Raw genomic sequence first — 22,019 nt, forward strand, 5'->3', positions numbered from 1 at the left:
ACGCTGCCGTTCGGCCCGTTTCCTGGCGGGGTCGGGGCGCTGCCGGTCGACGCGGCTCCACGTCGGACCGCGGGGTCCGGTTCCTGGCCGTGGCCGCGTTCGCCGGGGCCCGGTGCCGCCCTGGACGGTTCAGCCGGGCCAGGTCCCGGTCAGGCGACGGACGCCGGTGGCTCCCGCCCGGTCGACGGCCGCCTTGACGACCGCGAAGATCACGCCTTGCAGGGCGGCGGAGACGAGGACCTCCCGCCAGGTGCGGTTCTCGTCGGTGGCGTCCGGGGCGTCGTCTTCGTGGCCGATCACCTTCCAGGTCTGCTTGAAGGCCGCGCCGGCGATGGCGCCGCTCGCGGCGCCGAGTGCCAGGCCGACCGGCTTGTAGGCGATCTTGGACGGTTTCACCGTCGCCTCCGGTTGCGACGCAGGAGCAGGAGGACGGCCGACGCGGCGGCCGCGGCGAGCAGGGGGGTGCGTTTGTCCTTGGCCGTGGTCGCGGCGGATCCGGCCTTCTCACGGACCGCCTTCGGGGTCCTGGCCTTGACCGACCGTGCGGAGTGCGCGGTCCTCTCCCGGATCCGGTCGGTGACGGCGGCGGCCCTCTGGGCGGCCCGCTCCTTGTGCTCGGTCGCCTTTTCCTCGTACTCGGCCGTCTTTTCCTCGGCCTGCGCCTTGACGTCGGCCTTGGCCGCCAGTGCCTCCACGGTCATGCCGAGCTCGTCCCGGGTGCGTTCGACCCGCTCGCGCAGTTCTTCGGGGGTGGGTGCGGCTTCCTCGCCGCCCTCGGCGGAAGTGCTCATCGGTGTGTCGTCTCCTCGGTCTCGGTCGTGTCGGTGTTGATGCGGTCGATGGTCCGGTCCGGCAGGGGGGCCGGCCTCGGCGGTCCGCTCCTCGCCCGTGGTGGCCGCCCGCCCGGCCGAGGTGTCGCCCGCCCGTGGGCGTCCCGCGCGCTGCTCACTCCAGGCGGCGGCGGTCCTCCTCGCTCCAGGCCCGGGTGTCCCGCGGTTCGACGTACGGCTCCTCGTCCTCCGGATGGCCGCCGGCGACCGCCCGCTGGCGGGACATCTCGGCGTCGAACTCGAGGCCGAGGAGGATGGCCAGGTTGGTGATCCACAGCCAGATCAGGAAGATGATCACGCCGGCGAGGGTGCCGTACGTCTTGTTGTAGGAGCCGAAGTTCGCGACGTAGAACGCGAAGCCGGCCGAGGCGACCATCCAGATCAGCAGTGCCAGGACGCTTCCGGGGGTGACCCACTTGAAGCCGCGGCCCTTCGCGTTGGGAGCCGCCCAGTACAGGATCGCGATCATGATCGTCACGAGCAGGACCAGGACCGGCCACTTCGCGATCGACCACACCGTCAGCGCGCTGTCACCGATGCCGAGGGCGGCACCCGCCTGGCGGGCCAGGCCGCCGGTGAAGACGACGATCAGGGCGCTGGCGACGGCCAGGACCATCAAGGTGACGGTCAGTGCCAGTCGCAGCGGCAGGACCTTCCACACCGGGCGGCCCTCGGGCACGTCGTAGACGGCGTTCGAGGTGCGGATGAACGCCGCGACGTATCCGGAGGCCGACCAGATCGCGACGACCAGACCCACGACCGCCAGCAGCGAGCCGACGCCCGCGTTGCCCTGGAGTTGTCGGACCGCGTTGCCGATCACGTCGCGGGCCGAGCCGGGGGTGAGCTTCTGGAGGTTGTCCAGGACCTGCTGGGTCGCCGACTCGCCCGCGACGCCGAGGAGCGACACGAGCACCAGGAGGGCCGGGAAGAGGGCCAGCACGCCGTAGTACGTCAGCGCGGCGGCCCGGTCGGTGAGCTCGTCGTCCTTGAACTCCTTCAGCGTGCCGCGCAGGACCGCCTTCCACGACTGCTTCGGCATCTCCGAGAGCCGGTCCGGGGCCCGCTCCTCGACCTGCTCGTCGGGACCCACGCCCGCGGGCCCGCTCGTGGTGGGCCCGCGGTCGTCACCGTGCTCTGGTTTCGGCGTACGTGTCATGACCGGCTGCTTTCCACTCGCGCCCTTCCCATGCGTCCGTCCGGTGGGCCGGTCCCGTGTCATCGGGGGCCGGGTCCGCTCACCGGCTCCGGGGAGTCCGTCACGATCTCGGGCTCCAGGCCCTCGGCGGGGGTGGTGCGGGAGCGGCCGATGTCGCCGCGCCACGCCTCGAAGGCGAGCGTGGTCGCGGTCACCACCGCCAGTCCCAGCAGCCAGCCCCCGACCACGTCGCTCACCCAGTGCACCCCGAGCGCGACCCGTGTGTAGCTCACGCCGAGCACCGTCACCACCGCCAGGACCCACGGCAGCGGCCTCCAGGCGCGCGGGACCAGGGGGAGCAGGACCAGCAGCAGGACGGCGCAGGAGGTGGTGGCCGTCATGGCGTGCCCGGAGGGGAAGGAGAAGCCGGGCGCGTGGGCGACGGGGTCCGGCAGGTGCGGCCGGGCGCGCTCCACCACGTTCTTGACCAGGAGCCCCACGAGTCCGCCGGTCGTCGCGGTGACGGCCGCCCAGGCGGCGAGGCGGAACGCCCGCCGTCGCAGGAGCCACACCACGACGCCGGTCACCAGGAGCCGCATGGTCAGCGGCCCCCACGCGACGTGCGTGAGGAAGTCGAGCACCCGCACCCAGGCCGGGCTGCCGAGTGCGGAACGGTGCAGCCGCTCGGCCACGTCCTGGTCGAGACGGTGCAGCGGAACCCAGTGCGACTCCACCAGCACCAGGGTGAGGGAGAACGGGACGGCCGCCAGGGCGGTGAGGGCCGCGCCCGCCACCAACCGCGCGCCGAACCGCGTGTCGGGCCCGCCGTGGCCGGTGGCGAGCCGTCCGAGACGGTGCCGCAGGGTCCGGGGGGAACGCTCGGTCATGGTCGGTACGGTTCCTTTCCGTCGGGGAGGTCGGGGTGTCGGTCGGTTCAGACTCCGGGGTCCTCGGTGATCGGCGTCGCCACCCCCGCCCGTACGGCCTCCAGCTGGGCGGCGAAGGAAAGGCCCAGGAACAGCGCGAGCGAGGTGAGGTACGACCACAGCAGCAGCGCCACGAACGCGCTCAGCGGTCCGTACACGGTGGTGAAGGAGCCTTCGGAGCCGACGTACAGGCTCAGGGCCCATGTCGCGCCCAGCCACAGCAGCAGATGGACGGTTGCCCCGAAGGCGAGCCAGGTGTAGCCCGGTTGGGCGCGCCGGGGCGAGCGGCGGAAGACGGCGCTGGTGGCGATCACCGCCAGCAGGATCCCCACGGGCCAGCGCAGGACGTCCCACGCGCGGGACGTGGCCGGCTCCAGGTGGTAGACCTCGATCAGGGCCCGGTTCAGGTCGGATCCGAGGACGGTGACGCAGAAGCTCAGTCCGAGGGGTATCCCGGCCAGCACCGCCATCACCAGTCCGCGGGCGTACTTGTGGAGGAACGGCCGGTCGCGTTCCACGCCGTAGATGCGGTTCGCGCCGCGCTCCACCTGGCACATGCCCGTGGTGACGTTCGCTATGGAGAACAGCAGGCCGAGCCAGAGGGCCGCCGCGCCGCCCTCTCCGGCGTGGCGTCGGCTCTCCCGCAGGGCGTCGTCCACGACGTCCTGGCTCGGGCCGCTGATCCGGCGGATCGTCAGTTCGGCGATCCGTCCGATGTCCTCGGTGTGCAGCACTCCGGACAGTCCGATGACGGCGATGCCCAGGGGAAGGATCGCCAGGACGGTCTGCAGGGCGAGGGCCCGGGAGTGGCTGAACCCGTCGGCGTAGCGGAACCGCACGAAGGAGTCGCGTACGAGGTCCCAGCCTCCGTAGTGGCGGAGCGCGGCCCATGCCTCCTCGCCCGACAGGGTGTCCCCCCGCAGGCGCAGTTCGGCCTCCACGGCCTCGACCTCACTGCGCTGCGGTACGCGCGTCGCGGTGCCCATGGGCTCCTCCTTCCTCTTCGGCCGGTGCCGGGACGTCCGACCCCGTCGGGGTGCCCGTCCGTGTCGGGGTGCCTGCCCGGACCGGGGTGTACGTCCGTGTCGGAGCGACCGTCCGGCCCGGGGTGTCCGCCCGCGCCGGGGTGTCTGCTCCTGCCGGGGTGTCTGCTCCTGCCGGGGTGTCTGCTCCTGCCGGGGTGTCTGCTCCTGCCGGGGGGCTCGCTTGTGCCGGGACGCCGGCCCGTGTCGGGACGCCGGCCCGTGCCGGGGCGTCCGCCCGCGTCGGGGCCGGCAGGCACATCCTCAGTGCTCCCGGCTCGACCTCCGCGGTCAGCCAGGTGCCCGCGGGGAAGACGTCGCCGTCGAGCTCGCGCGGCTGGGGTCGGGTGAAGCGGAGGTCGATCCGAGTCGCTCCGAAGTACTCCAGTGCGCCGTGCGCGAGGGGCCGTTCCCCCGTGCCGGAAGCGCGCTGCCGCCGTCCGCCCGGTACGCGCGAGGCGAGGTACCCGGCGGCGGCGAGCCAGCCGGTCACCCCGCGCGGGTCGAGCAGGACGACCTCCAGTCTGCCGCTGTCGGGCCGGGCCTCCGGCAGCAGCGGCAGCCCGCCCTGGAGGGTTCCGACGTTGCCGATGACGACCATGCGGGCCCGCCGCTCCAACGGGGCGCCCCCGTCCAGCCGGATCGACAGCCGCATCCGGTCGTCCCCCAGATGCCGTACGGCCGAGATCACGTACGCGGCCCAGCCCAGGCGCTCCTTGAGCCGTGCCGGGGCGTCCCGGACCATGGCGGCGTCGAACCCGGCGCCCGCCATGACCGCGAACCGGGTCGGCGCGATCCCGTCGCCCCGTATCCGCCCCACGTCGAGTCCGACGGCCTGTCCGCGGACGGCCTCCCGCAGAGCGGCCACGGGATCGGTCGGCAGCCCCAGGTTGCGGGCGAGGAGGTTCCCGGTGCCGCAGGGCACGACGGCCAGGGGGACCCCGGTCCCGGCCACCACGTCCGCGCAGGCCCGGACGGTGCCGTCCCCGCCGCAGACGACGACCAGGTCGGTGTCCTTCCCGTCGAGGCACGGGGCGAGGGCGCCGGACGGGTCCCCGGCCGTCGTCTCCGTCCACTGCTGCTCCGCGTAACCGTGGTCGCGCAGCAGGGCCCGTACCCGGGCGGCGGTCCCGTCGCCGCACGCGCGCGGGTGGCGCACCACCACGGCCCGCCGCGCGCCGTGGGCGGCCGGGGCCGGGGCGGGCGGTGCCTCCTCCTCCCGGGGGCGCGGCAGCAGGGCGGCCGCCACGAGGGCCAGGGTGCAGGCGCCGTTCAGCAGCCCCACCACCACGTCGGAGGTGTGGTGCATGCCGCGGTACACCCGGGAGACCGCCACCAGCAGCGGGATCACGAGGAGCAGCCCCACCGCGAGGTGTCGCCGAACGCCGTGCAGACGCCGGGACGCGAGGACGGCCAGTCCCCCGAAGAGGGCGACGGAGGCCCCGACGTGGCCGGAGGGGAAGCTGGACGTCGGCGGTGCCGGGTCCAGGTGGGGCACGTCGGGGCGTTCGCGGTTCACGACGAGGGTGACGAGCAGGAAGACGGTGGACTGCGCTGCCACCGCCACGGCGAGGAACGCCGCTTCCCGCCACCGGGGTGCGTGGGGCACCAGGAGCAGGGCGATCGTGCACAGGAAGGTGAGGGTGATCACGCTCCCGGTGCTGGCCAGCAGGGACGCCCCGTCGGTGAGCGCGGTGGCGAAAGAGGTGCGGTGGGCGGCGAGGACACGGTTGACGCCGTCCTCCGCCGACAGCGGCCAGCGGTGCGCGAGGGGCCCGGTCACCAGCAGCCCCAGCACGGCGATCACGGCCGTCTGCACGGGCAGCAACAGGAGCGGGCGGCCCGGCCCGCCTCCCGCCTCGTGTGAGTTCGTCATTGGGGCCGTGTTACCTGCCGGGCGCGGGTCATGCGCCCGGCGGGCCGTTCCGACCGTGACCAGGGCTCCACGCCGTCGTGGAGCCCTGGTCACGGTCGCGGCCGTCCTCCCTCCGTCCGGCCGGTCGGGTCCTAGTCGGTCTGTTCCTGGGGGGCCGGAGTGCCCGGGCCGGCGGCCGGGCGGTCCCCGCCCTGTTCGGTGGTGTCCTGCCGCTCGCCGTCCTCGTCGGCCTCGTCGGTCCGGGGGCGTTCGCCTCCGACGCTGCGGATGTCCGGTGCGCCCGGTCCCGGCGCGGGCAGGTCCGGCGTGACGGCGTCGCGCGTCGCCGGGACGGGGTCGGGAAGCTCCGGCTCGGGGGTGCTCTGCATCGGGTTCTCCTCGTTCGGTTCCACAGGGGTTCTGCATGTCGGCTGCCCCTCCCCGCGGTCCTGATTCATCCCCGGTGCCCCGGCGTCGGCCGGGTGGGCTCGGCCGGGTGGGGCGAACGCCGCCGACGGCGGTCGAAGGGAGGGGGAGAGTGCGGGGGTGAGAGCGGGGACGCCGGGCAGGAGGGCACCGTGACCTCGAACACTCTCCGCACGCACCGGAGCACTCCGGAGAACCGGGCCGCCGAGTTGGTGAGACGCGCCCGCGCGAACCTGCGGAACACCGCCGTACGCCTCTGGGACGACAACATCGCCGATTACGCGGCGGCCCTCACCTACTACGCGGTGCTGGCGCTCGTGCCCGCCCTGCTCGTCTCGGTCTCCCTGGTGGGTCTGGCCGGGGCCGGCATCCGCGAGCGCCTGATCCGCGACCTCACCTCGTACGCCCCTCCCCAGTCGGCCCAGGTGCTCCGAGAGGCCCTGGAGGGCCTCACCTCGGCGCCCTCCTCCCTGTGGGCGCTGCTCGTCAGCGGCGTCCTGAGCGCACTGTGGTCGGCCTCCAGCTACCTGGCGGTCTTCCGTCGCGCCCTGCACACGATGCACCGGCTGCCCGACACCCGGCCGCCGCTGCGTGCGGCGCACGTCCTCGTCCTCACCGCGGGCGTCCTGCTGGCCCTGCTCGTCACGGGCGCCGCGAGCCTCGTCGCGACCGGCCCCGTGGCCCGTCGGCTCGCGGCGGCCCTCGGCCACTCGGGCACGGGCGCCATGGCCGCCCTGCGGTGGCCGGTGCTCCTGGTGATCGTCACGGCACTGATCCTGATCCTCTACCGGACCGGGCCCGCCCAAGCCCGCGGCGCGCGGCGCGGGTTCCCGGGCGGCGTCCTGGCGGCGTTGCTGTGGCTCGGCGCTTCGGCGCTCTTCACCCTCTACACGCAGTTCGGGACCTACAGCCGCCTCTACGGTTCGCTGGCGGGGGTCGTCGTCTTCCTGGTGTGGCTGTGGTTCAGCAACCTGGCCCTGCTCGCCGGCGCGCAGTTCAACGCGGTGCTCGCAGGGACCGGTGAACGAACCGGCGAGGCGCCGGCGGACGCCGGGACCGCCGCCTCCTCCTCCAGGTAGCGGAGGACTCCCCCGGGCGGTGGCGGGCTCCTACAGGTAGCGGCGGATGGGGAGCACCGCGGTCTCCCGGGCGCGCTGCAGCAGTGAGCGCCGCTTCCAGCGGTCCGGGTGGATCAGTTCGCTGACCTCCAGGTCCTCGTCGTAGTGCGCGTCGAGGGCGGCGGTGAACTCGGCGTCCATGACGGCGAGCATGACCTCCTCGTCGTGGTCGAGGGAGCGGCGGTTGAAGTTCGTGGAACCGATGAGGGACACGACGCCGTCCATGGTGATGACCTTCGCGTGCATCATGGTCGGCTGGTACTGGTGGATGCGCACGCCGCAGGCGGTCAGCGCCTCGTAGCGGTGCTGTCCCGCCAGCTGGCACACCCGTTTGTCCGTGTAGGGGCCGGGCAGCAGGATCTCGACCTCCACGCCGCGGCGGGCCGTGGCGCAGAGCAGGTCGATGAAGTAGTCGTCGGGGGCGAAGTAGGCGGTCGCCAGACGGACCCGTTCCTCGGCCGATTCGAGGATCACGCGCATCAGGGTCTGCATGTCCTGCCAGCCGAAGCTGGCCGAGCCGCGGACCACCTGCACGATGGCGTTCCCGCTCGGGCGGTGGCTCACGAACCGGTCGCGTTCGTCGAAGAGTTCCTCGTGGCACTCGGCCCAGTTCTGGGCGAAGGCGGCGGCGATGCCGTCCACGGCGGGGCCCTGGACCTCGACGTGCGTGTCCCGCCACTCGTCGGGGTTGCGCGCGTCGCCGCACCACTCCTCGGCGATCCCGACGCCTCCGGTGAAAGCGGTCTGTTCGTCGACCACGAGGACCTTGCGGTGGCAGCGGTGGTTCTGCTTGAGCGGCGAGAGGTAGAGGGGCCTGCGGAACCAGGCGATCTCGACTCCGGCCCCGCTCATCCGGTCCAGCAGGTCCCGCTCTATCAGGCGGCTGCCGAAGCCGTCCAGCAGCAGCCTCACCCGTACGCCCGCACGCGCCCGGTCGGCCAGGGCCACGGCGAAACGCCGCGCGATGTCGCCCCGCCAGTAGACGAAGGTCATCATGTCGACGGTGTGACGGGCGCCGTCGATCGCGTCCAGCATCGCGGCGAAGATCTCGTCCCCGTTGCGCAGGGGACGTAGGGAGTTTCCCTCGGTCGCCGCGACGCCGATGAGTCTCTCCAGGCGCCGGCGTATGCGGTGGATCCGTTCGTCCGCCAGGGCGCTGTCGGCGATCGCGGTCGTTTCACCGCCGAGCGGCGGTTCTCTGTCAGACATACCGGTACTCCTCGGTCGGCTCATCGGCGATCAGGACCATATCCGACGGCGTCCGGGGTTCCGGAGCCGGATTCCGAGGTCGCGCGGGAGGGGCCGTGCCCCGCCCGGAGGGGCGCGTGCTTCGGTGCGGTCCTGAGCCGAGTCTTGCTTCCCGCCGCACCCGTGGTGTCCGTTCCGGGCGTCCGTGAAGGCGTTCCGGTACGCGCTCGCGCGGATGTCCACCGTCAGGGGCCGTGGCCGCGGGCGATCTACGACCGGGGACGCCGGTCCGTCAGAGGTTCTGCGGATCCGGGCCCGGGCCCGGGCCCGGATGTCGGGCTCGGCGTGGAGGGCCGTGTCACGGGCCGGATCGCGACTGGAACCAGGAGACCCCCTTCGCGCTCCGCGTCGTCGAGCGAGGGATCCCGGTCGGCGGTCTCCCAGTACGTCATCGTCTCGTACAGCCGTCGTCCCAGCAGGTGGACGCCGACCTCCCGGATCTCGTCGATCCAGAAGCGGAAGACCTCCCCTTCGGGCACCGCCCAGTCGAAGCCGCCGTTCGGCCCGACGGCGTAGCCGTCGAGCGAGCCGCTCATCGAACAGGTCACCTTGCGCCTCAGCGATCCTCCTCGGTACCGGTTCCGACGGTACGACCGCCGGACGCCGCAGGACTCGTCGCGGCGCGCGGGACCCCCCGGGCCACGCCGTTTCCTTCCGGGCGGGTCGGCGCGGTCCGCCGGAGCGCGCCGAATCCCGCGGGCCGCGGCACTCGCCTGACGGTCGAGCGCGCGTCCCCGCGCGGACGCGTGTCGTCGTCGCGCGGTTGCGTGATCACGATCACCTTGGTTCGCGGGATCCCGTGTCAACCGGGAGACCTGCGGCAGGCGTATGCGGGGTGTAGTCGGAGATCCGGGAGTGTGTTCGTTGACCGTCGACGAGTTCGAAGAGTTCTACGCCCATGCGGTGGCGCGGCTCACGGGCCAGCTGTACGTCATGCTCGGCGACCTGCACGAGGCGCAGGACGTCGTGCAGGAAGCCTTCGTCAAGGGCTGGAACCGACGGCGGCAGCTGGACCGCGACGGGCAGCCGGAGGCGTGGATCCGTACCGTCGCCTGGCGGCTCGCCGTGAGCCGGTGGCGGTTTCGCCGGCGCACCTCCGAGGCGTGGCGGCGTGGCGGGGCGCCCCCGGTGGTCGAAGGACCGGAGCCGGACCACCTCGTGCTCGTCGAGGCGCTGCGCGGACTCCCGCCGCAGCAGCGGCGCACCCTCGCCCTCCACTACCTGTGCGATCTGAGCGTCGACCAGGTCGCCGCCGAGACCGGTCTCTCGACCGGCACGGTCAAGACCCACCTCTCCCGGGGCCGCTCGGCCCTCGCCCACCGCATCGAGGACCCTCGCGCGCCCGGCGCGGAGACGGACCGGGATGCGGACCCGCCCGCTCCACGCCCCCGCCCCGGGGGCCCGCGCGCAGGCCGGCCCCCTGCGCGCGGTCGCGCCGACCGGCCCCGTACCGACCGTCAGACCGGCGAGGAGGCACCCGGTGAATGAGTTCCACGACCCGCTGAAGCCGCTCTTCGAGGAGGCCGCCGCAGCGGCCCGCGCCCGCGCGCGCTACGCGTCGGCCGCCGAGATCGGCGCGCGCGGCCGACGTCTGCACCGGCGGCGCCTCGCCGTGCTCGCCGCGAGCGCCTGCCTCGTCGTGGGCGGCGCGGGCGCCGCGCTCGCCACCCTGCTGCCCGGCCCGTCACAGCCCGTCATGCCCGCCACCTCCCCCTCGATGAGCGGACCCGCACCGATGCGTACGCGCACCACCCTGCCGCCCACGTCCGAGGCGCCCCCCGTCGGCACCCGGACCTCTCCGCCCGCCGGCACCCGTACCTCTTCCGTACCGCCGTCGGGAACGGCCACCAGCACGTCGGTGACGACGTCGCCGCCGGGCGGCTCCGCCCGCTGAACCGCCGCCCTCCGCACCCGGGACCGCCACCCCACCACCGGCCGCCCCGCGCTCCGCCACGCCCTGAACGAGAACTCGGACGCCCGATGACCTTGACCGACCCCGCCTCCGCCTCCGCCTCCATACGTCCCGCTGCGCCGGACGACCCCTCCGGCGGCTCTGCGCCTCCGCCCCTCCGGCGCCGTCTCCCGCGCCTCGACGCGGTCGACCGCGACGTCCTGGCGCTGTACCTGCTCACCCGCGTCGCGCTCGCGCTCGTCGCGTACTGCACGGCGTGGCTCTTCCCCCGCGACCCCGAGGCCCACTCCCCCGGTCCGCTCGCGGACGTGGTCGGGCAGTGGGACTGGAACCACTACCTGCACATCGCCCGTGACGGTTACTTCCCCGACGATCCCGCCGCCCGGCCCGAGGAGTGGGACAACCGGGAGGCCTTCTTCCCCGGTTTCCCGCTCGTCCTGCGGGCGGTGCACCTCGTCGTACCGGAGTGGACCGCAGCGGGCCTCCTCGTCTCGCTCGTCGCCGGTGCCGTCGCCGTCCTGGCGCTCGCCCGCACAGCCCGCCTCCATCTGCCCCGCGCCGCCGATGCCCGGCGCGCCGTCCTCCTGCTGCTCGTCTCGCCCTGCGCCGTCTTCCTCGCCGTCGGCTACACCGAGTCGCTCTTCCTCGCCCTCGCCCTCCCCGCCTGGCTCGCCGCCGGGCGCCACGACTGGCGGTCCGCCGCGCTCCTCTCGGCCGGTGCCGCCACCGTGCGTGTCAGCGGCCTCTTCCTCGTCGCCGCGCTCCTCGTCCACTTCGCCCTGACGGCCCGCGCTCACGGCGCGCTGCGCCGCCTGCCGTGGCTGGCCGTGCCCGTGCTCCCACCGCTGCTCTACTCCTGCTACCTGTACGCGCGCACCGGCGACTGGATGGCCTGGAAGCACGCCCAGGAACGCGGCTGGTACCGCGCGTTCCATCCGCCGTGGGAGGCCTGGGGCACCACGTGGGACGCCGCGTTCGGGCACGGCTACACCACGCCGTACGCCCTCGTGTGGCAGGCGGAGCTGGTCGCCATGGCCGTCGGCCTCGTGACGGTGTTCCTCCTGGCCCGCGCCCGGCGCTGGCCGGAGACCTGCTACGTCGCGCTCAACCTGTGGGCCCTCGGCACCTCGTACTGGTACACGTCCGTTCCCCGCGCCACCCTCCTGTGGTGGCCCCTGTGGATCGGGATCGCCTGCTGGACGCTGCACAGGCCCCGGTGGCTCGTCGCCTGGCTCTGCGTCTCGGGACCCCTCTCCGTCGTTCTCGCCGTCACCTTCTTCTCCGGACGCTGGGCGGGCTGAGCCACCACCCCACGGGCGCACGGCCGTTCGCGCGCTCCTGGCGAACCGCGCCGCCCCGGGCGCCGGGACCGCGTGGAAACTCGCCCGAAGGCCGTGGAAGACGGCCGGGTGCAGGGCGGGAAGCCGCATGGCGGTGCGGTGCGTCGGCTCCTTCACCTCCCAGCGCACGGGTCCCGAACGCTCCGGAACCCGGCAGGCTCTGCGGAGCGGGGGCTCCGAGCGCTCGGTCACCGCTTCGAGCACCCCCGCACGCCGGCCGGAGGGTTCGGCTCATCCTCCGGCGGCGTCCTCCGCGCCGGTGCCCTCGTCGAGGGCCGCCAGCCCCTCGCTCCAGCGGGCTCGGCGCTCCGTCTCCTGCTGGTCCCACCACGGTGTGCCGCGCTCCCCGAGGGCGACCTTCGCCGTGTGCACCCGGGTCCGGGCGACGCGTTCGGCCTCCGCGTCCCGGGCGCGCCGGGCCGCGGCCACGGCGCGGCGTGCGGCCATGAGGTGGGAACGCAGCCGTGCGGCGACGTCCGGGGGCAGATCGGGGTCCATGGCCCGCCAGCGTCTGCCGTCGACGATCACGTACCGTCCGTCGGGGGTGCGGGCGGGCCTCCGCGCATCAGCCGTCATCTGTCCAAGCCTGGCAGACGGGCGGCGGCACGCGACTTCGGCCGACGGTGCCGGGGGGGGTGGGCGGTCGCTCCGGCGCCGCGGTGCAGCATGATGGGGGGTATGCGTTCTCGGCCTGTGCTCGTCTACGACGGAGACTGCGGCTTCTGCACGACGTCGGCGCGTTTCGCCGAACGACGTGTACGGCCCCGCTGCGACATCGTCCCGTGGCAGTTCGCGGACCTCGACGCCCTCGGCGTCACCCGGGAGCGTGCCCAGTACGAGGTGCTGTGGGTGACACCGGCCGGAGCGGTGGAGGGAGGGGCCCGCGCCGTCGCGAAGGCACTCCTGAGCGCGGGCGGGGTCTGGGCGCCGCTGGGGGCGGTGCTCCTGCTGCCCGGCGTGCGGTGGGCCGCCCGGCGCGTCTACCGGCTCGTCGCGGCCCACCGCCACCGGCTGCCGGGAGGAACACCGGCCTGCGCTCTGCCCCGCCCTCCCCGGTGACCCCGGCCGGACGCCTTCGAGCCGTCCGCCCGCCCTCCGCTGCGGGTCGACGGGGCTGACGGTCAGCGCAGTCCGATGGGTGCCGCCCTCAGCGGTCGGCCGTCGAGTTCCTCGCAGCCGTCTCCGTCCCACCCCAGCCGACCCCGGGTGGTGAGGTGGGGATGCAGCCCGCGTACGCCACCGCCTTCGTGGAGCGCATGCGCGACGGCGTGCAGAAGACTCGCGAGATCGGGCCAGGAATCGGTGAAGTCGCCGCCGCCGTGGCCTGCCCAGCCGAGGCGGCCCGTGCCCGGGCCGGGACGTCGGTCGATCACCTGTGCCCCGCCGTCGGCGCTCTCGGCCCAGGGGACCCAGAGGGGGTGCCACCAGGGCTCGTCGTCCCCCGGGCGACGGGTCAGGCCGTCGTTCTCCGCCGCGACGTCCATGCGGATCCGCCAGTGGTCCACGACGCCGCCCACCGTGAGCGGTGACCGTTCCGGCAGGAAGGTCGCCCAGGCGCCCACCCCGTCGTGGCACCGCAGGGACTCGGCGAGATCACCGGGCAGGGGGATGCCGAGAAGCCGCTCCGCCCGCTCGATGTCGTCCCGTGTCGCAGGTGGGTTGAGCAGGGCGAGATCGGACGTCGCGTGGGTCGCCGGCCAGGCGTCGATCCGGCTCCAGGCGTCCGACGGGGTCAAGACCTGCTGTGGCATGGCGCCATCCTGCCCCACGCCCGTGACGAGGCGGATCGGGTTCCTGGCCTTCGGACGCGGTCGGCGTGGGCGGCGCCGGGCGGGGAAATCGGCGCGGCGTCACGGCGCGGCTGCATCCGCGGAGGGCGGGGTGGGGGAAGCCTGGTCCGGACGGTCCTCCCCGGGCGGGCGGGCCGTCCGGGCCTCCCAAGCAGTCGGGGCGTCCGACGTCGAGAACGGAGCGGGCCGGGGACCATGACCCACAGCGGCGACATCGTCATCGTCGGCGCGGGAGCCGCCGGCCTCTCGCTGGCCTGGCGGCTCCTCGACCCGCCGCCCGGTGTCCGGGCCCCGGACGTCGTCCTCGTCGACGCGCCCCCCGGCCCGCTCCGGCCCCCCGAACGCACCTGGTGCTACTGGGAGGCCGGACCGGGCGACTACGAGCCGCTGCTCACCGCGAGCTGGCGCCGCCTCCGCGTCCGCGCCCCCGACGGCAGCGGCCCAACCCGGGATCTCGGCGGGCTGCGCTACAAGATGCTGCGCTCCGCCGCCTTCGAGCGGGGGCTGGAGCCGCGCCTGGCCGGGCTGCGCAGGATCGAGGCCGTCGTCGAGCGCGTCATCGACCGGCCGTACGGCGCCGAGCTGGTCTGCCGCACCCCCGACGGCGCCGTACGCGTCCTGCACGCCCGCTGGGTGTACGACTCACGCCCTCCCGCCGCGCCGCCGCCCGCGCGGGTGGCGCTCCTCCAGCACTTCCGCGGTTGGTTCGTCCGCTGCGAGCGCCCCGTGTTCGATCCCGACACCGTCGAACTGATGGACTTCCGCACGCCCCAGCCCCGGCACGGGCTCTCCTTCGGGTACGTCCTGCCCCTCAGCCGCCGTGAAGCGCTCGTGGAGTACACCGAGTTCAGCCGGACGCCCCTCGCCCGGGCCGCCTACGACGAGGCGCTGCGCCACTACACGGAGCGGGTGCTGGGAATCGGGCCGTACCGGGTGGCGGCCACGGAGCAGGGGGTCATTCCCATGACCGACGGCAGGCACGACCGCCGACCCGGTCGGCACGTCTTCCGCATCGGCGCGGCCGGCGGGGCCGTACGGCCCTCCACCGGATACGCCTTCGCCGCCATCCAGCGGCAGTCCCGCGCGGTGGCGGACGCCGTGCACGCGGGCGGCACGCCCGTTCCGCCGCCCGCCCACCCGGCCAGGGCCCTCGCCATGGACGCCGTTCTGCTGCGTGGGCTCGACGCCGGTCGCATCGACGGGCCCGCCTTCTTCACCCGGCTCTTCGACCACGTGCCCGCCGCCCGCCTGCTGCGGTTCCTCGACGGCACGACCCGCCCGGCCGAGGAGTTCGCCATCGGCCTGCGCACCCCCGTGCTCGCCATGCTCCGCACCGTCGCCGAACTGCCCCTGCTCGCCCGCCGAACCTGACCGAGACCTCCGAGGAGAGCCCTATGAGCGCCCACGACCGCGCTCCGTCCGTCCGTCGCGGCCGCGACCGCAAGGCCGTCGTCCTTCCCGCCCACCCGGGGCGGCCCGTCGCCGACGGCCCACGGCCCCGGTGCGCGGTCGTCGGCGGCGGCATCGCGGGGATCGCCGCCGCCACGGCGCTGGCCGAGCGGGGCGTCCGCGTCACCCTCTACGAGCGGGAGACGGCGCTCGGCGGCCGTCTGGCCGGCTGGCCCACCGAGCTCGCGGACGGCTCCGCCGTCACCATGAGCCGCGGGTTCCACGCGTTCTTCCGCCAGTACTACAACCTGCGGGGACTCCTGCGGCGGACCGACCCCGGGCTCGACCGGCTCCGCCCGCTGCCCGACTACCCGTTGCGGCACGCCTCGGGGCTGCACGACAGTTTCGCCCGGGTGCCGAGGACACCGCCCTGGAGCGCCGTCGGCTTCACCGTCCTCAGTCCCAGCTTCGGTGTGCGGGACCTGGCCCGGATGAACCCCCGCGCCGCGCTCCCCCTGCTCGACGTGCGCGCGTCCGAGATCCACCGGCGTTACGACGGCGTCAGCGCGCTCGAACTGCTCGACCGCATCCGTTTCCCGGAGGCCGCCCGGCACCTCGCCTTCGAGGTCTTCTCCCGGAGCTTCTTCGCCGACCCGGCCGAGCTGTCCGCCGCCGAACTCGCCCTCATGTTCCACGTCTACTTCCTCGGCTCGTCGGAGGGGCTCCTCTTCGACGTGCCGGACGAGCCCTACCCGCAGGCGCTGTGGGACCCCCTCGGCCGCTATCTCGAAGGCCACGGCGTCGACATCCGTACGGGCACCGCCGTGACCGGCCTTCGACCCGCTCCGCACGGCGGCCACCTGGTCCGCGCCGCCGGGGCCACCGAGCACGCGGACGCGGTCGTCCTGGCCCTGGACACCGCGGGGCTGCGGGCCCTCACGGCCGCCTCTCCCCATTTGGGCGACGAGACGTGGCGCGCCCGGGTCGGCAGGCTCCGCACCGCACCGCCCTTCCTCGTCTCCCGGCTCTGGCTCGACCGGCCCGTCGCCGCCCACCGCCCCGGCTTCCTCGGCACCAGTGGCTACGGGCCCCTGGACAACATCAGCGTGCTCGACGCCTGGGAGGGCGAGGCCGCGCGCTGGGCCGCGAAGACCGGTGGGGCCGTTCTCGAACTCCACGCGTACGCCGCGGATCCGGCCGCGGCCCCGGAGACCCTCGCCCGCGCCCTGACCGAACAACTGCACCGCGTGTATCCGGAGACGTCCGCGGCGCGCATCGTCGACCGGCGGGACGAGTGGCGACAGGACTGCCCGCTCTTCGCCGTGGGCGGCGACGCGGACCGGCCCACCGTCGAGACGCCCGATCCGACCGTCACCGTCGCCGGGGACCTGGTCCGCACGGGCCTTCCGGTGGCGCTCATGGAACGGGCCGCGACCACCGGCTTCCTCGCGGCCAACGCCCATCTGCGGCGCTGGGGCCTGCGCGGGCAGACGTTGTGGACCGTGCCCGACCGGGGCCGGTCCGCGCCCCTGCGGGTCCTGGCCCGCCGTTTCGGCGAGCGCTGACGGACGGACGCCCCGCGCACGCCGACCGCCCGACGCCGGCACGACGGAACCGGCACGACGGAGCCGGGTGGGCGGGTGCCTCCTCGTCGACGGAGGAGGTGCCCGCCCGCCGCGCCCCGGCGCCCGGCCGACCGTGCCGACCCGGCCGTCGAGCCGCTCGACCCACTCGGCCCGCGCGGCCCACTCGGCCCCGAGCCGTTCGACTGCGCGGCCGCTCAGCCGGGGAAACGGCCGTCCCTGCGCAGGGTGAAGCGCCGTTCGGCGTAGGCGAGGTCGTCCCGCCACAACCGGCGTGCCGTGGCCCGCATCGCGGGTCGCAGCAGCGGAGCCAGCGCGCGGGCCAGCGCGAACCCGCGCCGGTCCGATCCGGCCACGACCGCCTCCACCACGGCGGTCCTCGGGTGCCGGGCGCCGGGGGACGTCAGCGGCGTCGCGTGCGTCTCCACCACCGAACCGGTTCCCTCGCCGGCCACGATGCGCATGACGACCGTGCGCGCGTCCGGTGCGTCGAACGTCGCGCGCACCGGGACCACCGCCCGGCCGGCCACCTTGAACGACACGTCCACCAACAGGACGTCGTCCGTCTCGGCGTCGCCTGCGGGACCGTCCAGCACGGTCAGGTCCACGAACGAGTACGGGTGCAGCCAGGCGCCGTGCCAGGGATCGAGGCGGTTCGCGACGACGTCCTCCGGTTCGCACCGGCCGACCCCGGTGTACACCGCGGCGACCGTCCCGTCCCCGGGCGGCCGGGTCGGTACGGCGGGGCGTTCGGTCGGCGCTTCACCGCCGGCCCGGTCGAGCCGTACCCACAGCAGGACCCCGTCGTCGTGCACCGGCCACGGCGACCACCCGGCGAAGGGCGCTCCGTCGAGGGCGAGGCCGTGCCAGTGGCAGATCAGCCGGCCGCACCGCACCGCGCTGTCCTTGAGCGGAGCGCCGAGGTGCGGGCAGGCCCCGGGCCCGGCGTGGGGTGCGCCGTTCTCGTCGCGCCACAGCACGATCTCGGTGCCGGCGACCGTCCGGCCGAGCGGCCGACGGGCCGTCAGGTCCGAGGCGGCGCCGACGACGAACCAGTTCCCCGAGGGACGTGCCCGAGCCCGGTCGAGGGCCTCCGCGATCCGCGCGGGTTTGGCGTCCCGCCACGTGGGGCGCTGGCGCTCCCAGGCGACGGCGTTCCGGCGCAGCCGCAGCGGCAGCGGCGCCCGGCGTTCCGTCCGTCGGTCGGTCCCCGTGTCCGTCTGCCGGTCGGTCCCCGTGTCCGTCCGTCGGTCAGTTCCCGTGTCCGTCTGCCGGTCAGTTCCCGTGTCCGTCTGTCGGTCAGTTCCCGTGTCCGTCTGCCGGTCGGATCCCGTATCTGTCCCGCGGTCGGATCCAGTGCCCTTCCGGCGGGCGGGTCCCACATCCGTCCGCCGCTCGGATCCGGTGTCCCCCCGCCGGTCAGTTCCCGTGTCCGTCCCCCCGGCCGGTCCACCGTCCGTTCGCCCGATCCGTCCGCCGTCCGTCCCGTTCTCCGCGCTCACGGCCTGTCCTCTCCCCGACGCTCCGTCACCGCTCCCCCGCTCGCCGCCGCGACGGCTGCCCCGTCGTGCGCCCTCCCGACACCGCTCTCGCTCCCGCCCTCCGCTCCCGGGCCGGAGTCCGGCCGGGTCGGCGCGGGGCGGGCGACGGTACGCGCGGCGAGGGCGCCGGCCAGACCGCGCAGCGCCACGGCCGCCCTCCGCCGCCGGCCCACCACGGCCCTGCGGTGCACCACCGCGTACCCGTCCTTCTCGATCGCCCCCAGGATGTCGCGGTACAGCACGAAGGCCGTGCGCACGCACGGCGCCGACACGGGGTCCAGGCGCTCGATCCCCGGCTCGGCCTCGCGGTAGGCGTCCCGGGTGAGGGCCGCGGCCGCGCGCAGCGCCGAGGTGATCCGTGCGTCCCGGCGCCCGGTGCGCCTGCTCCACGTCAGCAGCCGGCGGTCCACGCCGTGGGCCGCCAGCAGGTCCAGGGGCAGGTAGATCCGTCCCCGGTCGAGGTCCTCGCCCACGTCCCGGAGGAAGTTCGTCAGTTGGAAGGCCACCCCGAGCGCAGCGGCGTACGGCTCCGCCTCCGCACGGGGGACGACCGTGCCGAGCACCGGGGTCATCTGCAGCCCGATGACGGCGGCCGACCCGTGCATGTAGGACCTCAGGTCGGCGTAGGTGGGGTACTCCTCGACCGACAGGTCGCTGCGCATCGACGCGAGGAAGTCGGTGAAGTGGCGGGCCGGGATGCCGTACCGGACCCTCGTGTCGGCCGCCGCCCGCACCACCGGTTCGTCGGCCTCCCCGCCCCGGACGGCCCGCAGCCACTGTCGTTCCAGTGCGTCGAGGGCGCGGCGCCGTTCGTCGGTGGAGGCTCCCGCGCCCAGGTCGTCGACGATGTCGTCGGCGTACCGCGCGAAGCCGTAGAGGGCGTGCACGGCGGCGCGGCGGTCCACCGGGAGCAGGCGGGTGGCGAGGAAGTACGTCTTGCCGTGCCGGGCGTTGAGCAGGCGGCAGGCGGCGTAGGCCGCCCGCAGCGACGGATCGGTGATGCCCGCGGCGTCCAGCTCACGCGCCGTCATCCGGTCTGCCCCTTTCCGGTCACGCGGGCCGCGGCGAGCTTCCCGGAGATCAGCACCGTGGGCACCCCGACGCCCGGGGTCGTGCCGCACCCGGCCAGGACGGCGTTCTCCGTGCCGGCCACGAGGTTCCTCGGCCGGAAGGGGCCGGTCTGCGCGAGGGTGTGGGCCACGGAGAAGGGGGTTCCGGCCGCGTGCCCCAGCGCCGTCCAGTCCGCCGGCGTGACGAGGCTCTCCTCGTCGACGGACTCCCCCAGGCCGGCCAGCCCCCGGCGCTCCAGCTCCCGCACCAGTTCGTCCCGGTAGCGCGGCCCGAGTTCGCCCCAGTGGGTGGCCCCGAAGCCGGTCTCCGTGTTGGGACAGGGTGCCAGGACGTAGTGCAGATGACGCCCGGGCGGCGCCAGCGACGGGTCGGTCGCGGTGGGTCGGGTGATCAGCAGCGAGGGGTCGCTCATCAGCTGTCCGGAACCGATCAGCTCGCCGAACACGGTGTCCCAGGCGTGCCCGAACGACAGCGTGTGGTGGGCGAGTTGGGGCCAGGTCCGGTCCGTCCCGACGTGCAGGACCACCGCACTCGGGGCGTGCCGCAGCCGGACGGGACGCCTCGGGACCCGTCCCAGGAGCCGGTAGGAGACCGGCAGGTCCGGTGTCAGGACGACCGCGTCGCAGGGGATCCGGTCGTGCTCGGTGACCACGGCGGTGACGCGCCGGCCGGTGCGCTCGAGGCGGGCGACCCGCTCTCCGAACCGGAACGCGACACCCGCCCGGGCCGCCGCCTCGGCCATGGCCACCGGCACGGTGTGCATGCCTCCGCGCGGGAAGTAGACGCCTGCGACGGTGTCCATGTAGGCGATCACGGCGTAGGCGGCCAGCGCACGGGACGGGGCGACCCCGGCGTACAGGGCCTGGAAGGAGAACACGCGGCGCAGCCGCTCGTCCGACAGGAAGCGGCCGACGGCCCGGTCGAGGCGCCCGAAGCCGCCGAGCGCCGCGAGCCGTGCCAGGTCCGGATGGAGCAGCCGCACGGGGGAGTCGAAGTTGGCGTCGATGAAGCGCCGCATCTGCACGGCGTAGAGCTTTTCGAGCCATCGGCGCAGCCTGCGGTAGCCCAGGGCCTCCCGTGCACCGGCGAAGGCGGCGATCCCGGCCTCCATGGCCTCGGCGTCGGTGTGCACGTCGAGGCGGGTGCCGTCGGCGAAGAGCGCCCGGTACGCGGGGTGCAGGGGGACGAGGTCGACGTGGTCGCGCAGCGAGTCGCCCACGGCGTGGAAGGCCTCGTCGAGGACGTCCGGCATGGTGAGGACGGTCGGGCCCGTGTCCATCCGGTAGCCGCCGAGGTGGAGGCGTCCGGCCCGACCGCCGGGTCCTTCGTCCCGTTCCACCACGGTCACCCGGCGGCCCGCGCCCGACAGGTGCAGCGCGGCGGCCAGGCCGGCCAGGCCCGCTCCCACGACGACGACATGGTCCGTCGGACCGGGCAGGGTCTTCAACGGGCTTCTCCGATCAGAACGGTGTCGACGCCGTCGACGGTGGCGGCGATGACGGCGGGGTCCACGGTGGCGGCGATGACGGTGGGGCTCGTGATGTCGGTGGTGGCGGAGGCCATGGCGTCGGCTGTGTCGGCGGCATCGCGTACGGCTCCGGGCCGGGCCGGTCGTCCGGAGGCGGGGCCCCGTCCGCAGGCGTCGCGCAGCAGGTCGCCGAGCCGGTCCGCCGCCTCCCGTGACAGGCCGGCGTCGGCGACCGCCTCGACCCCGCGGGCGCACAGCTCCTCGACGCGCCGGGTGACCAGGTCGCGCGCCCCGCACGTCTCGAGGAGTTCCAGCACGCGGTCGACGTCCACCGGCCGGGCCGCGGGAGCCCTGCCGTCGGCGTCCCCCGCCCCGGCGGCGGGAGCCCCCGCCGCCTCGTCCAGGAGCCGCAGTCCGACGTGGTCCCCGTCGCGCAGGCACAGCTCCCGCGCGACGGCCAGCAGATAGGTCGCCCTGCCCTCGCGGATGTCCTCGCCGGTCGGCTTCCCGGTCGTCGCCGGGTCTCCGAAGGCCCCCTGCACGTCGTCGTGGAGCTGGAACGCCAGCCCGGCCGACCATCCGGCCGCGCGCAGTCGCCCCACCGTGTGCTCGGGCGCGCCCGCGAGCACCGCGCCCAGCGCCAGGGGATGCCCCACCGTGTACAGCGCCGTCTTGAGCACGGCGGTGCGCACCGCCCGGTTCGCCGACGTGGCGCGCGTGACCTGGCCGTGCAGGTCGAGGTACTGACCGGCCACCATCTGCGTGCGCATCACCCGCCACGCGGCTGCCGCCCGTTCCTCCGCCGGTGCTCCCCGAAGGGCCTCGGCGAAGGCGTCGTCGGCCCAGGCGAGGGCCAGGTCCCCGGCGAGCACCGCGGCCGCCCCGCCGAACGTGCCGCACGGCGACGCGCGCCCGGCGGTCCCGTACTGCCCGTCCACGGCGACGTGCACGGTGGGGCGTCCGCGCCGCACCGCGGAACCGTCCATGACGTCGTCGTGGATCAGCGCGCAGGTCTGGATCAGTTCGAGCGCCGCGGCGGCCCCCAGGGCCCGAGGGGCCTCGCGGGCGCCTCCCCCGCAGCCGCGCATCGCCCACCACAGGAACGCGGAGCGCAGCCGCCTGCCGCCGTCCAGCGCGAAACGCGCCACGCGGTCGGCGATGTCGGCCGCGAAGACCGGATCCGCGGCCTCGGCCTCCTCCAGGCGCCGCTCCAGCATTACCCCGAGGCGCTCCCTCACGGCCTCGGGCACGTTCTGGTCGACGTCGGACGGATCGAGCACGCGCATCGCAACTCCCCTGGGCGGCGGCCTGGCCTGTGTGGCTCACTGGTCTCACTGGCTCACCGGTGTTTCCGTACCGCTTCCG

At 74.7% G+C, this 22,019-nt stretch carries 20 protein-coding genes and 2 pseudogenes; 7 read left to right on the forward strand and 15 right to left on the reverse strand.

The window, feature by feature from the left end; translation table 11 throughout:
* Positions 1–129: 129 nt before the first annotated feature.
* The 7 genes from ACZ66Z_RS20665 to ACZ66Z_RS20695 all read right to left on the reverse strand — a co-directional run bounded on the left by ACZ66Z_RS20665 (position 130) and on the right by ACZ66Z_RS20695 (position 6,157).
* Positions 130–396: a DUF4235 domain-containing protein gene (locus ACZ66Z_RS20665; protein WP_469935907.1), complete on the reverse strand. Its 267-nt coding sequence runs from the start codon at positions 394–396 to the stop codon at positions 130–132.
* Positions 393–791: a DUF3618 domain-containing protein gene (locus ACZ66Z_RS20670; RefSeq protein ID WP_469935909.1), complete on the reverse strand. Its 399-nt coding sequence runs from the start codon at positions 789–791 to the stop codon at positions 393–395. The genes ACZ66Z_RS20665 and ACZ66Z_RS20670 overlap by 4 nt, the downstream gene beginning before the upstream one ends.
* 154 nt (positions 792–945) lie before the next feature.
* Complete coding sequence (locus tag ACZ66Z_RS20675) at positions 946–1,986, reverse strand: YihY/virulence factor BrkB family protein (RefSeq protein WP_469935911.1); 1,041 nt, start codon at positions 1,984–1,986, stop codon at positions 946–948.
* Between the two features lie 59 nt (positions 1,987–2,045).
* A complete protein-coding gene (locus ACZ66Z_RS20680; RefSeq protein ID WP_469935913.1) occupies positions 2,046–2,852 on the reverse strand; it encodes a phosphatase PAP2 family protein in 807 nt (268 codons plus the stop codon).
* Between the two features lie 47 nt (positions 2,853–2,899).
* Positions 2,900–3,877 (reverse strand): YihY/virulence factor BrkB family protein, encoded by a 978-nt coding sequence (locus ACZ66Z_RS20685; protein WP_469935915.1) that lies wholly within the window; start codon positions 3,875–3,877, stop codon positions 2,900–2,902.
* Positions 3,843–5,789 (reverse strand): bifunctional phosphatase PAP2/diacylglycerol kinase family protein, encoded by a 1,947-nt coding sequence (locus ACZ66Z_RS20690; protein WP_469935917.1) that lies wholly within the window; start codon positions 5,787–5,789, stop codon positions 3,843–3,845. The genes ACZ66Z_RS20685 and ACZ66Z_RS20690 overlap by 35 nt, the downstream gene beginning before the upstream one ends.
* 131 nt (positions 5,790–5,920) lie before the next feature.
* Complete coding sequence (locus tag ACZ66Z_RS20695) at positions 5,921–6,157, reverse strand: hypothetical protein (protein WP_469935919.1); 237 nt, start codon at positions 6,155–6,157, stop codon at positions 5,921–5,923.
* A 189-nt stretch (positions 6,158–6,346) separates the two neighbouring features.
* Here ACZ66Z_RS20695 and ACZ66Z_RS20700 point away from each other — a divergent pair, with 189 nt between their 5' ends.
* Positions 6,347–7,273, forward strand: a complete 927-nt coding sequence (locus ACZ66Z_RS20700; protein WP_469935921.1) for a YihY/virulence factor BrkB family protein — start codon at positions 6,347–6,349, stop codon at positions 7,271–7,273.
* Between the two features lie 30 nt (positions 7,274–7,303).
* Here ACZ66Z_RS20700 and ACZ66Z_RS20705 read toward each other — a convergent pair whose 3' ends face one another.
* Both ACZ66Z_RS20705 and ACZ66Z_RS20710 read right to left on the reverse strand, forming a co-directional pair.
* A complete protein-coding gene (locus ACZ66Z_RS20705) occupies positions 7,304–8,521 on the reverse strand; it encodes a phospholipase D-like domain-containing protein (protein WP_469935923.1) in 1,218 nt (405 codons plus the stop codon).
* 386 nt (positions 8,522–8,907) lie between these two features.
* A pseudogene (locus ACZ66Z_RS20710) lies at positions 8,908–9,096 on the reverse strand (dihydrofolate reductase family protein); the annotation flags it as partial.
* Positions 9,097–9,424: 328 nt separating this feature from the next.
* Between ACZ66Z_RS20710 and ACZ66Z_RS20715 the strand changes: the two are divergent.
* The 3 genes and pseudogenes from ACZ66Z_RS20715 to ACZ66Z_RS20725 all read left to right on the forward strand — a co-directional run.
* Positions 9,425–9,898 (forward strand): annotated as a pseudogene (locus tag ACZ66Z_RS20715) (SigE family RNA polymerase sigma factor); the annotation flags it as partial.
* Positions 9,899–10,040: 142 nt separating this feature from the next.
* Positions 10,041–10,454, forward strand: a complete 414-nt coding sequence (locus ACZ66Z_RS20720) for a hypothetical protein (RefSeq protein WP_469935925.1) — start codon at positions 10,041–10,043, stop codon at positions 10,452–10,454.
* An 86-nt stretch (positions 10,455–10,540) separates the two neighbouring features.
* On the forward strand, positions 10,541–11,773 hold the full coding sequence (locus ACZ66Z_RS20725; RefSeq protein ID WP_469935927.1) for a mannosyltransferase family protein: 1,233 nt from the start codon (positions 10,541–10,543) through the stop codon (positions 11,771–11,773).
* Positions 11,774–12,043: 270 nt separating this feature from the next.
* Here the strand turns inward: ACZ66Z_RS20725 and ACZ66Z_RS20730 are convergent, their stop codons facing one another.
* Positions 12,044–12,388: a hypothetical protein gene (locus tag ACZ66Z_RS20730; RefSeq protein ID WP_469935929.1), complete on the reverse strand. Its 345-nt coding sequence runs from the start codon at positions 12,386–12,388 to the stop codon at positions 12,044–12,046.
* Positions 12,389–12,490: 102 nt separating this feature from the next.
* Here ACZ66Z_RS20730 and ACZ66Z_RS20735 point away from each other — a divergent pair, with 102 nt between their 5' ends.
* Positions 12,491–12,871, forward strand: a complete 381-nt coding sequence (locus tag ACZ66Z_RS20735; protein ID WP_469935931.1) for a thiol-disulfide oxidoreductase DCC family protein — start codon at positions 12,491–12,493, stop codon at positions 12,869–12,871.
* Between the two features lie 62 nt (positions 12,872–12,933).
* On the opposite strand, the gene ACZ66Z_RS20740 is transcribed toward ACZ66Z_RS20735, so the two are convergent.
* Positions 12,934–13,563, reverse strand: a complete 630-nt coding sequence (locus ACZ66Z_RS20740; RefSeq protein WP_469935933.1) for an SMI1/KNR4 family protein — start codon at positions 13,561–13,563, stop codon at positions 12,934–12,936.
* A 234-nt stretch (positions 13,564–13,797) separates the two neighbouring features.
* Here ACZ66Z_RS20740 and ACZ66Z_RS20745 point away from each other — a divergent pair, with 234 nt between their 5' ends.
* Positions 13,798–14,973, forward strand: coding sequence for a lycopene cyclase family protein (locus ACZ66Z_RS20745; RefSeq protein WP_469935935.1), 1,176 nt, complete (start codon positions 13,798–13,800; stop codon positions 14,971–14,973).
* 23 nt (positions 14,974–14,996) lie between these two features.
* Positions 14,997–16,556 (forward strand): FAD-dependent oxidoreductase, encoded by a 1,560-nt coding sequence (locus ACZ66Z_RS20750; RefSeq protein WP_469935937.1) that lies wholly within the window; start codon positions 14,997–14,999, stop codon positions 16,554–16,556.
* Positions 16,557–16,771: 215 nt separating this feature from the next.
* On the opposite strand, the gene ACZ66Z_RS20755 is transcribed toward ACZ66Z_RS20750, so the two are convergent.
* The 4 genes from ACZ66Z_RS20755 to ACZ66Z_RS20770 form a co-directional block, all read right to left on the reverse strand.
* Complete coding sequence (locus ACZ66Z_RS20755; protein ID WP_469936246.1) at positions 16,772–17,746, reverse strand: DUF5914 domain-containing protein; 975 nt, start codon at positions 17,744–17,746, stop codon at positions 16,772–16,774.
* A gap of 326 nt (positions 17,747–18,072) precedes the next feature.
* Positions 18,073–19,146 carry a phytoene/squalene synthase family protein gene (locus tag ACZ66Z_RS20760; protein ID WP_469935939.1) on the reverse strand — a complete coding sequence of 358 codons (1,074 nt, stop codon included), beginning with the start codon at positions 19,144–19,146 and terminating at the stop codon, positions 18,073–18,075.
* Complete coding sequence (gene crtI / locus ACZ66Z_RS20765; RefSeq protein ID WP_469935941.1) at positions 19,143–20,633, reverse strand: phytoene desaturase family protein; 1,491 nt, start codon at positions 20,631–20,633, stop codon at positions 19,143–19,145. Before crtI ends, ACZ66Z_RS20760 begins: the two co-directional genes overlap by 4 nt.
* On the reverse strand, positions 20,630–21,940 hold the full coding sequence (locus ACZ66Z_RS20770) for a polyprenyl synthetase family protein (RefSeq protein ID WP_469935943.1): 1,311 nt from the start codon (positions 21,938–21,940) through the stop codon (positions 20,630–20,632). Before ACZ66Z_RS20770 ends, crtI begins: the two co-directional genes overlap by 4 nt.
* Between the last annotated feature and the right edge of the window lie 79 nt (positions 21,941–22,019).

Source organism: Streptomyces sp. NPDC107498, from assembly GCF_055582805.1.